At 69.0% G+C, this 10,389-nt stretch carries 8 protein-coding genes; all 8 read left to right on the forward strand.

Going from position 1 to position 10,389, the window contains the following annotated elements; genetic code table 11:
* The first annotated feature begins 416 nt into the window (after positions 1 to 416).
* A complete protein-coding gene (locus tag EBH09_RS10875) occupies positions 417 to 1,583 on the forward strand; it encodes a mandelate racemase/muconate lactonizing enzyme family protein (protein WP_121746787.1) in 1,167 nt (388 codons plus the stop codon).
* Positions 1,580 to 2,584, forward strand: a complete 1,005-nt coding sequence (locus tag EBH09_RS10880) for an alcohol dehydrogenase catalytic domain-containing protein (protein ID WP_121746788.1) — start codon at positions 1,580 to 1,582, stop codon at positions 2,582 to 2,584. The genes EBH09_RS10875 and EBH09_RS10880 overlap by 4 nt, the downstream gene beginning before the upstream one ends.
* Before the next feature lie 157 nt (positions 2,585 to 2,741).
* Positions 2,742 to 3,713, forward strand: a complete 972-nt coding sequence (locus EBH09_RS10885) for a hypothetical protein (RefSeq protein ID WP_121746789.1) — start codon at positions 2,742 to 2,744, stop codon at positions 3,711 to 3,713.
* A gap of 140 nt (positions 3,714 to 3,853) precedes the next feature.
* Positions 3,854 to 4,966 carry a multiple monosaccharide ABC transporter substrate-binding protein gene (gene chvE, locus EBH09_RS10890; RefSeq protein WP_121746790.1) on the forward strand — a complete coding sequence of 371 codons (1,113 nt, stop codon included), beginning with the start codon at positions 3,854 to 3,856 and terminating at the stop codon, positions 4,964 to 4,966.
* A 31-nt stretch (positions 4,967 to 4,997) separates the two neighbouring features.
* Positions 4,998 to 6,557 carry a multiple monosaccharide ABC transporter ATP-binding protein gene (gene mmsA, locus EBH09_RS10895; protein ID WP_121746791.1) on the forward strand — a complete coding sequence of 520 codons (1,560 nt, stop codon included), beginning with the start codon at positions 4,998 to 5,000 and terminating at the stop codon, positions 6,555 to 6,557.
* The gene (gene mmsB, locus EBH09_RS10900; RefSeq protein WP_121746792.1) at positions 6,554 to 7,798 is read left to right on the forward strand and encodes a multiple monosaccharide ABC transporter permease; all 1,245 of its coding nucleotides are present in this window, start codon (positions 6,554 to 6,556) and stop codon (positions 7,796 to 7,798) included. Before mmsA ends, mmsB begins: the two co-directional genes overlap by 4 nt.
* Before the next feature lie 82 nt (positions 7,799 to 7,880).
* A complete protein-coding gene (locus EBH09_RS10905; protein ID WP_193776231.1) occupies positions 7,881 to 9,029 on the forward strand; it encodes an aldose epimerase family protein in 1,149 nt (382 codons plus the stop codon).
* 102 nt (positions 9,030 to 9,131) lie between these two features.
* Positions 9,132 to 10,389, forward strand: a 1,258-nt coding sequence (locus tag EBH09_RS10910) for a histidinol-phosphate transaminase (protein ID WP_153182644.1), incomplete at its 3' end; no start/stop codon positions are given.

A 10,389-nucleotide genomic window follows, 5' to 3' on the forward strand; every position in this document is an offset into this window, starting at 1 on the left:
GTAGGGCCGGTCGGGTGCGGGGGTCCGGTCGGGCGGACAGGGCCGGTCGGGTGTGCGGGTCTCGTCGGCGACTCGGGGCGGGGTCCCCTCACTCGCCGTCAAGTGTGCGCCGGGTGGGCCGAGTTGTCCGGCGGGTGTGCCGCACCCCGGGCAGGCGAGGGCGCCGTTGAGGTGCCGTCGGCACGGGTCGCAGTAGTCCATGACGCGGGAAGGTTAAGTTCCGCGACGGGCGCGTTCCTAGACGTGGCTGTGAAGGTTGTGTGGGGAAGCGGCCGGAACCGCTCCGCTCCGCACTTTCGAAACTGTCGAAACCGTTATGTGTCCGACCCATTGACACCCCGACCGCCGTCTCCTTACTGTCACGCCAGCATTTCGAACGAGTGACGAAATATCGAACATAGCGAAGGGCAGCTGCCGTGCGCATCACCGGAATCAGCACACACGTGGTCGGGACGCCGTGGCGCAACCTGACATACGTCCAGGTGCACACCGACGAGGGGATCACCGGAGTCGGCGAGACCCGGATGCTGGGGCACACCGACGCCCTCCTCGGCTATCTGAAGGAGGCCGAGGCCAACCACATTCTCGGTTCCGACCCGTTCGCTGTCGAGGACCTGGTCCGCCGCATGAAGTACGGCGACTACGGCCGCGCGGGCGAGATCGTGATGTCCGGCATCGCCGTCGTCGAGATGGCCTGCTGGGACATCAAGGGCAAGGCGCTCGGCGTCCCGGTCTGGCAGCTGCTCGGGGGCAAGGTCACCGACAAGGTGAAGGCGTACGCCAACGGCTGGTACACGACCGAGCGGACGCCGGAGGCCTACCACAAGGCCGCCCAGGGGGTCATGGAGCGCGGGTACCGGGCGCTGAAGATCGACCCGTTCGGCACCGGGCACTTCGAACTCGACCACGCGCAGAGCCTGTACGCCGTGTCGCTGATCGAGGCGGTGCGGGACGCGATCGGGCCCGACGCCGAGCTGATGCTGGAGATGCACGGGCGCTTCTCCCCCGCCACCGCCGTCCGGCTCGCGCGCGAACTCGCGCCCTTCAAGCCGGCCTGGCTGGAGGAGCCGGTCCCGCCGGAGAACCTCAAGGCGCTGCGGAAGGTCGCCGAGAAGGTCGACATCCCGGTCGCCACCGGTGAACGCATCCACGACCGGATCGAGTTCCGGGAGCTGTTCGAGGACCAGTCCGTGGACATCATCCAGCCCGACGTCGGCCACATCGGCGGCATCTGGGAGACCCGGAAGCTCGCCGCCACCGCCGAGACCCACTACACGCTCGTGGCCCCGCACAACGTGGGCGGGCCGGTGCTGACCGCCGCGAGCCTCCAGGTCGGCTTCACCTCACCGAACTTCAAGATCCTGGAGCACTTCAACGACTTCGCGGACGCGGAGATCAAGAAGGTGGTCAAGGGCGCGCCGGTGGTGGACCCGGAGGACGGGTGCTTCCACCTGTCCGACGCGCCCGGCCTCGGGGTCGAGCTGGACGTCGACGCGGCGGCCGAGTTCCCGCAGCAGCAGGCCCGCTTCGACCTGTGGGCCGAGGGCTGGGAGCAGCGCAAGCCCAAGGGGACCGAGGGATGAGCGGCGCGGTCGTCATCGAGGCGCCGGGCGAGCACCGGCTGGTGCCGCACGAGCCGCGTGAGCCCGGTCCCGGCGAGGCGCTGGTGCGGGTGCACGCGGCCGGGATCTGCGGCAGCGACCGCGAGGTCTACCAGGGCAACCGGCCCGAGGGGTACGTGCGTTACCCGCTCACCCCCGGGCACGAGTGGTCCGGGACCGTGGCGCGGGTCGGAGCCGGGGTGCCCGCGTCCCTCGTCGGGCGCGGGGTGGTGGGCGAGGGGTTCCGCAACTGCCAGGTGTGCGACCGCTGCCACGAGGGCGAGACGACGCTGTGCACGGCGGGGTACGAGGAGACGGGGTTCACCCAGCCGGGGGCCATGGCGCCCACGCTGACGCTGCCCGCCCGCCTCCTGCACGTCCTGCCCGACGACGCCGACCTCACCGCCGCCGCCCTGCTGGAGCCCGCCGCCTGCATCGCCGCCGCCGCGCTCAAGGCGAACGCCCGCCCCGGTGAGCGGGTCGCGGTCGTCGGCACCGGGACGCTCGGCATGTTCGCCGTGCAGTTCCTGCGCGCCGCGTCCCCGGGCGAACTGCTGGTCGTCGGCACGCGCGGGGACCGGGAGGCGCTCTCCCGGCAGTACGGGGCGACCGACTTCCGGACGAAGGACCAGCCCCTCCCCGACGACTTCGACGTCGTCATCGAGACCGCCGGGTCCGCCGACGCCGCCCGCACCGCCGCCGGACTGCTCCGCAGGGGCGGGCGGCTGGTGCTGACCGGTATCCCGGCGCCGGGCGCCGACGGGCTGGACCCGACCGACCTGGTCGTACGTCAGCTGGGGGTGCACACCGTCTTCGGGGCGCCGCCGGACGCCTGGGCGCACACGGTGCGGGTCTTCGCGGCCGGCCTGCTCGATCCGCGGCCGCTGGTGACGCACGAGCTGCCGCTCGGGGAGTTCGCCGAGGCCATCGAGCTGGTGGGGTCCGGCGATCCGAAGGTCGGCAAGGTGCTGTTGCGTCCCTGACGCCCGCCCCTGATCCGTACGCCGGTACGGGGGCGACCTGACGGCCTCCGTACCGGCGTACATCCATCCGCAGGACCGCTCTCCCGGCCCGGCACTCCGGCCGCTCCTCCCCAGAGCCGCGAACTTCGTCCGAAATACCGAACACTAAGGACAGCTTGTGACCGACGCTTCCGCCAAGGCCGCCGCACGCAGGCCCGGTGAGCAGGCGCTCACCGCCCTCGGCCTGGCCGCGCCCGCCCTCGACCCCGCCGACGCCTCGCCGCACTCCTTCCCGGGCGGCGGCCGCTGGCGCACCGAGATCCCCTCCTGCGAGGGGCCGGAGGCGCTGGGGGTGGTCCTGAAGGAGTCCTCGCGGCTGGATGTGCCGATCCACCGGATCAGCCAGGGCAGCGGCGTGTGGATGCTGACCGACGCCGAGATCACCGAGATGGTCGAGGCCACCGCCGAACGCGACATCGAACTCTGCCTGTTCACCGGCCCGCGCGGCACCTGGGACATCGGCGGCTCCACCCGGACCGACTCGGGCGGCGCGGGCCTGCGGGCACGCGGCCACGACGCGGTCGCCGGCTGCGTCGAAGACGCCGTGCGGGCCACGGAGCTGGGCGTCCAGTGCCTGCTCGTCGCCGACGAGGGCGTGCTGTGGACGCTGCACCGGGCGCGGTCGGCCGGGATCATCCCCGCCGACACCACGCTCAAGCTCTCGGCACTGGTGGGGCCGGTCAACCCGGCCTCGTACGCGGTGTACGAGCGGCTCGGCGCCGACTCCATCAACGTGCCCAGCGACCTGACGCCCGATCACCTGACCGAGATACGGCGGGTTTCGGCCGCGCCCATGGACATGTACATCGAGGCCCCCGACGATCTCGGCGGCTACGTACGGATGTACGAGGTCGCCGAGCTGGTCCGGCGCGGCGCCCCGCTGTATCTGAAGTTCGGCCTCTCCAAGGCGCCCGGGATCTATCCGTACGGCCACCACCTGCGCGAACTGACGCTGACCACCGCCAAGGAGCGGGTGCGGCGCGGCCGGCTCGCACTGGACCTGCTCGCGCGGCACGGGGCGGACGGCGAGATGGCTCCGCTCGGCACGCGCGAGCCGGGCCCGCTCAACCGGTTCGAGATCTCGTCATAACGTTCCGGAAACTTGCTTCACAAAAGAAGACATGACCGCGCACAATCCCACACACCTGCTCTCGGTCGATCCACCCTCAGCGTTTCCTGCGTACTGGCGACACCAGACCGAGCCCGGCACCCACCTCAAGGATGATGACCATGCGCAACCGCAGAGCCGCACTCGCAGCCATAGCCTCCGCCGCCTCCCTCGCCCTCACGCTGACCGCCTGCGGCCAGAGCAGCGAGGGCGGCAGCGAGGAGGACAAGGGCGGCAGCGACGGCGCCACCATCGGCATCGCGATGCCCACCAAGTCCTCCGAGCGCTGGATCTCCGACGGCGCCAACGTCGAGAAGGAGCTGAAGGCCAAGGGCTACGAAACCAAGCTCGTCTACGGCGAGGACGACCCGGACCAGCAGGTCTCCCAGATCGAGAACATGATCACGCAGGGCGTGGACGCCCTGGTCATCGCCGCGATCGACAACAAGTCCCTGGGCAACGTGCTCCAGCAGGCCAAGGACGCCGACATCCCGGTCATCTCCTACGACCGGCTGATCCTCGGCACCGAGAACGTCGACTACTACGCCTCGTTCGACAACAGCAAGGTCGGCGAGCTGCAGGGCACGTACATCGTCGAGAAGCTCGGCCTGAAGGACGGCTCCAAGAAGGGCCCCTTCAACATCGAGCTGTTCGCCGGCTCCAACGACGACAACAACACCAAGTACTTCTTCAACGGCGCGATGAGCGTCCTGAAGCCGTACATGGACAAGGGCGACCTGGTCGTCCGGTCCAAGCAGACCGACCTCAACCAGGTCACCACCCTGCGCTGGGACGGCGGCACCGCGCAGAAGCGCATGGACGACCTGCTCACCTCCAGCTACCGCAGCGCGCGGGTCGACGCGGTGCTCTCGCCCTACGACGGCATCTCCATCGGCATCCTGTCCGCCCTGAAGTCGGACGGCTACGGCTCGGGCAGCAAGCCCATGCCGGTCGTCACGGGCCAGGACGCGGAGGTCGCCTCGGTGAAGTCGATCATCGCGGGCCAGCAGACCCAGACCGTCTTCAAGGACCTCCGCGAACTCGCCAAGGTCGCCTCGAACATGGTCGAAGCCTCCCTCAACGACAAGAAGCCCGAGGTCAACGACACCAAGTCGTACGACAACGGTGCCAAGGTCGTCCCCGCCTACCTGCTGCAGCCGGTCAGCGTCGACAAGAGCAACTACGAGAAGGTCCTCGTCGACGGCGGCACCTACTCCGCGGACGACCTCAAGTAACCGGGCCCCACAAGGATTGGAAGGCACGACCATGGCGGGACCCGTCCTGGAAATGCGCTCGATCGTCAAGACCTTTCCCGGTGTCAAAGCGCTGTCGGACGTCACACTGACCGTCCGCCAGGGCGAGGTCCACGCCATCTGCGGCGAGAACGGCGCCGGCAAGTCGACCCTGATGAAGGTGCTCTCCGGCGTCCATCCGCACGGCAGCTACGAGGGGGACATCCTCTTCGAGGGCGATACCTGCCGGTTCAAGGACATCCGGGCGAGCGAGCGGCACGGCATCGTGATCATCCACCAGGAGCTGGCGCTGGTGCCGTATCTGTCCATCGCGGAGAACATCTTCCTCGGCAACGAGCACGCCAAGCGCGGACTGATCAACTGGCACGACACCCTCAAGCACGCCACCGAACTGCTGCGCCAGGTCGGCCTCGACGAGCACCCGGAGACCCGGGTCGCCGACATCGGCGTGGGCAAGCAGCAGCTGGTGGAGATCGCCAAGGCGCTGTCGAAGAAGGTGAAGCTGCTCATCCTCGACGAGCCGACGGCGGCGCTCAACGACGAGGACAGCGGCAAGCTCCTCGACCTGATCCTCTCGCTGAAGGAACAGGGCATGACCTCGATCATCATCTCGCACAAGCTGAACGAGATCCGCCGGGTCGCCGACTCGGTCACGATCATCCGCGACGGGCATTCCATCGAGACGCTCGACGTGAAGGCCGAGGAGACGACCGAGGACCGGATCATCAGCGGGATGGTCGGCCGCGACCTGGAGAACCGCTTCCCGGAGCGGACCCCGCACCACCCCGAGGAGGGCTCCGCACCGGCCCTGGAGATCCGCAACTGGACCGTGCACCACCCCATCGACCAGCAGCGCAAGGTCGTCGACGACGTCTCGATCGAGGTGCGCCGGGGCGAGATCGTCGGCATCGCCGGACTCATGGGCGCCGGCCGCACCGAACTGGCGATGAGCGTCTTCGGCCGCACCTACGGCCGGCACGCGGGCGGCACGGTCCTCAAGGACGGCACGGAGATCCGTACGAAGACCGTCCCGGAGGCGGTGGGGCACGGCATCGCGTACGTCACCGAGGACCGCAAGCACTACGGCCTCAACCTCATCGACACCATCAACCGGAACATCTCGCTGACCGCGCTGGGCAAGGTCTCCAAACGGGGTGTGGTCGACGAGCACGGGGAACGCCAGGTCGCCGAGGACTTCCGCAAGTCCATGAACATCAAGGCGCCGACCGTCTTCGAGCCGGTGGGCAAGCTGTCCGGCGGCAACCAGCAGAAGGTCGTCCTCAGCAAGTGGATCTTCGCGGGTCCCGAGGTGCTGATCCTGGACGAGCCCACGCGCGGCATCGACGTGGGTGCCAAGTACGAGATCTACACGGTCATCGACCAGTTGGCGGCCCAGGGCAAGGCGGTCGTCTTCATCTCCTCCGAACTGCCGGAGCTGCTCGGCATGTGCGACCGGATCTACACGATGGCCGCCGGTCGGCTCACGGGCGAGTTCTCGCGGGCCGAGGCCTCGCAGGAAGCGCTGATGCGTCGGATGACGAAGGACAAGAAGGACAACGAGGTAACCCGATGAGCACGGACGTGACCGCCAAGACCCCGGCCCCCGCGCCACCCGGCAGAGGCGGAGCGGCCTCCGGCGACGGCCTGCTGCGGCTGATGCTCGACGGCATGCGCCGCAACATGCGCCAGTACGGCATGCTGATGGCCCTCGGCCTGATCGTGGTGCTGTTCGCCGTCTGGTCCGACGGCGACCTGCTGCTGCCGCGCAACGTCTCCAACCTGGTACTGCAGAACAGCTACATCCTGATCCTCGCGATCGGCATGATGCTCGTCATCATCGCGGGCCACATCGACCTCTCGGTCGGCTCACTGACCGCGTTCATCGGCTCGATGGCCGCCGTCCTGATGGTCAAGAACGATCTGCCCTGGCCGGTCGCGGTCATCCTGTGCCTGGCCATCGGCGCCCTCGCGGGATCCGTACAAGGGTTCTTCATCGCCTATCTCGGCATACCGTCGTTCATCGTGACGCTGGCGGGCATGCTGCTCTTCCGCGGTCTGACGGAGATCTTCCTGAAGGGCCAGACCCTCGGCCCGTTCCCCAAGGACCTGCAGAAGATCGCCAACGGCTTCCTGCCCGAAGTCGGCCCGAACACCAACTACCACAACCTCACCCTGCTGCTGGGCTTCGCCCTGATCGCCTTCGTGGTGTTCCAGGAGGTCCGCGACCGCAAGCGGCAGCTGGAGTTCGCCCTCGAGGTGCCCCCGGTCAAGCTGTTCTTGCTCAAGCTGGTCGCGCTGGTCTCCGCCGTCCTCGTCGTCACGCTGCTGCTCGCCAGCTACAAGGGCGCCCCGGTCGTGCTGCTCATCCTGGGCGTGCTGGTCGTCGGGTTCGGCTACCTGATGCGCAACGCGATCATCGGCCGCCACATCTACGCCATCGGCGGCAACCTGCCCGCGGCCAAGCTGTCGGGCGTGAAGGACAAGAAGGTCACCTTCCTTGTCTTCCTGAACATGGGCATGCTCGCGGCCCTGGCGGGGCTGGTCTTCGCCGCCCGCTTCAACGCGGCCTCTCCCAAGGCCGGCCTCAACTTCGAGCTGGAGGCCATCGCCGCCTCGTTCATCGGCGGCGCGTCGATGAGCGGCGGCGTCGGCACGGTCCTCGGCGCGATCATCGGCGGTCTGGTCCTGGGCGTGCTGAACAACGGCATGAACCTCGTCGGCATCGGCACCGACTGGCAGCAGGTCATCAAGGGCGCGGTGCTGCTGGCGGCGGTCGGGTTCGACGTGTGGAACAAGCGCAGGGTCGGTTCGTAGGTCACTCCGGGCCCCGCTTCACCGAGAGGCGGGGCCCGCTTCTTTCCACGGACTTCTTTCCACGGAAGCAGAGGAGCCGCACATGGAACTGAGCAGACGTACGGTCATCGCATCAGCCGCCGCCGCGGGCATCACCGCCGCCGCGGCCGGCGGTACGGCACACGCCACGGGAGGCAGGAAGCCGGTGAAGGAGCTCTTCGGCAAGCTCGCCGACGGCACGAAGGTCTACCGCTGGTCGCTGGAGAACGGCGGCACGCGGATGAAGGTGCTGTCGTACGGCGGCGTCGTCCAGTCCCTGGAGATCCCCGACCGCCGGGGCCGCCACGAGAACGTCTCGCTGGGCTTCGACAACCTCGACGACTACGTGGCCTCCAGCCCCTACTTCGGCGCCCTGATCGGCCGCTACGGCAACCGCATCGACAAGGGCCGCTTCACGCTGGACGGCAGGGCGTACCAGCTCTCCGTCAACGACGGTGAGCACACCCTGCACGGCGGCGCCCAGGGCTTCGACAAGCGGGTCTGGGACGTCGAGCCGTTCACCGAGGGCTCCGACGTCGGCCTGGTCCTGCACTACACCGGTGCCGACGGCGAGATGGGGTACCCGGGCACGCTCCGGGCGAAGGTGACGTACACGCTCACCCGGCTCGGCGACTGGCGCATCGACTACGAGGCCACCACCGACAAGGCCACCGTCGTCAACCTCACCAGCCACGTCTACTGGAACCTGGCCGGCGAGGGCAGCGGCACGATCGAGGACCACGAGCTGTCGATCGCGGCGTCCCGCTACACGCCCACCGACGCGGGACTCATCCCGACGGGCGAACTGGCCAAGGTGTCCGGCACGCCCTTCGACTTCCGCCGGGCCAAGCCGATCGGCCGGGACATCCGGGACGGCCACCCGCAGCTGATCACCGCCAAGGGCTTCGACCACAACTGGGTCCTCGACAAGGGCATCACCGACCGTCCCGAGCACATCGCCACCCTGCGCGACCGCTCCTCCGGCCGCACCCTGCGCATCGCCACCGACCAGCCCGGCCTGCAGTTCTACTCGGGCAACTTCCTCGACGGCACCCTGACCGGCACCGGGGGCTCCCTCTACCGGCAGGGCGACGCCCTGTGCCTGGAGACGCAGCACTTCCCGGACTCGCCGAACCAGCCGTCGTTCCCGTCGACCGTGCTGCGGCCGGGGCAGACGTACCGGACGACCACGGTGCACTCGTTCGACGCGTGAGGGCACACTTCCTTCACACACGTTGAACAGCGCCCCATACCCCTCCGTATGTAAGGGCGGCCCGTGCTCCCCCGCGCGGGCCACCCACATACGGAGGTTCACTTGTCCGGCAACGTCACCTCGTTGTTCCGCGGCACCGCGGCGCACAGCCCGTCGATGGCGGCGCTGACGCGGGAGAGCGGCGAGGCGGTGGGCGCCGGCCCGGTGGACTTCTGCATCCCCTGCAACCCGTACTTCCCCACCCCGGCGATGTTCGACGAGATGGCCGGCCGGCTGCGCGACATCATCACGTACTACCCGAGCGGCGCCGAGACCATCACCGCCGAACTGTGCAGCCTGCTCCAACTGCCGCCGCAGTGCGTGGCGATGGGCAACGGCTCCACGGAGCTGATCACCTGGCTCGACCACCTGCTGGTCCGGGAGTCCCTCGCCGTCCCCGTCCCCACCTTCGGCCGCTGGACCGACCAGCCCATGGAGACCGGCAAGCGGGTCGACATGTTCCCGCTCCAGGAGTCCGGCGGCTTCGCCCTCGACCTCGCGCAGTACGCCGAGTTCATCCGGGTCCGCGGCACCCGGGTCGCCGTCGTCTGCAACCCCAACAACCCCGACGGCGGCTTCCTGCACAAGCACGCGCTCGTGCAGTTCATGGACGCCATGGCCGACCGGGACCTGGTCGTCATCGACGAGTCGTTCCTGGAGTTCGCCGACGCGGAGGCCGAGCCCAGCGTGGTCCAGGAGGCGATGCTGCGCCCCAACGTCGTCGTCCTGCGCAGCCTCGGCAAGAACTTCGGGCTGCACGGCATCCGCTTCGGCTACCTGGTCGCCAACCCGGCGCTCGCGGGCCGGGTGCGCGCCATGCTCCCCAAGTGGAACCTCAACTCCTTCGCGGAGCACGTGGTGTTCATGCTGCGCGACCACGGGCCCGAGTACGCGCAGAGCCTCCATCAGGTCCGCCGCGACCGCCTGGAGATGGCCGGTCAGCTCTCCTCGCTGCCCGGCCTGACGGTCTATCCCTCCCAGGGCAACTTCCTCTTCGTGCGTCTGCCCGTGGGCGCCGAGGGCACCGTCGTCCGGGACCGCATGCTCACCGAGCACCGGGTCCTGGTCCGTGAATGCGGCAACAAGATCGGTTCGTCCAGCCGCTTCCTGCGTCTCGTGGTGCGCCCCCAGGCCGACGTGCGTCGCCTGGTGTCCGGCCTGGAACAGGTGCTCTACGGGTCCAGGAGGGGAGCCGCCGTGCCCGAGTCCGCTACAGGGACCAGCTACAGCTCGGGCACGGCGGCGGTGGACCGCCTGATGAGCGAGACCAACGGGGCCGGCCTGCGGGGGATCGCCGCTCAGGCCGCCGGCGCCGGCGCCC

Source organism: Streptomyces sp. E2N166, from assembly GCF_003671715.1.
GTDB lineage: Bacteria > Actinomycetota > Actinomycetes > Streptomycetales > Streptomycetaceae > Streptomyces > Streptomyces thinghirensis.